The sequence below is a fragment of the Halomonas sp. ND22Bw genome, from assembly GCF_003011945.1.
Classification (GTDB): domain Bacteria; phylum Pseudomonadota; class Gammaproteobacteria; order Pseudomonadales; family Halomonadaceae; genus Halomonas; species Halomonas halophila.
On record NZ_PXWD01001937.1, the window covers coordinates 1 to 230 of the forward strand.

The window sequence follows — 230 nt, forward strand, 5'->3', positions numbered from 1 at the left end:
CACAATTCGCGACTCGTGGTATCACGATCCGTGATGTCCAGGGGCGAAGAGGTAGAGGACGGATTCGATCGGATCATTTTCTTGACCGATCCCACTCAGACCAGGCTCGAACGCCTCACACAACGAGACCTGCAGCGATACGGCTCGGTCGATCCGGGGTTTCTCGAATGGGCAGCCCAATACGACGATGGCGTCAGGACAGGACGGACTCTGGGAAGGCATGAAAAATG

Annotated in this window: 1 protein-coding gene; it reads right to left on the reverse strand. The window is 56.5% G+C overall.

Annotated features, from left to right (window positions below; genetic code table 11):
- Positions 1-21 precede the first annotated feature (21 nt).
- Positions 22-230, reverse strand: a 209-nt coding sequence (locus tag CVH10_RS27190) for a hypothetical protein (protein ID WP_219925142.1), incomplete at its 5' end; no start/stop codon positions are given.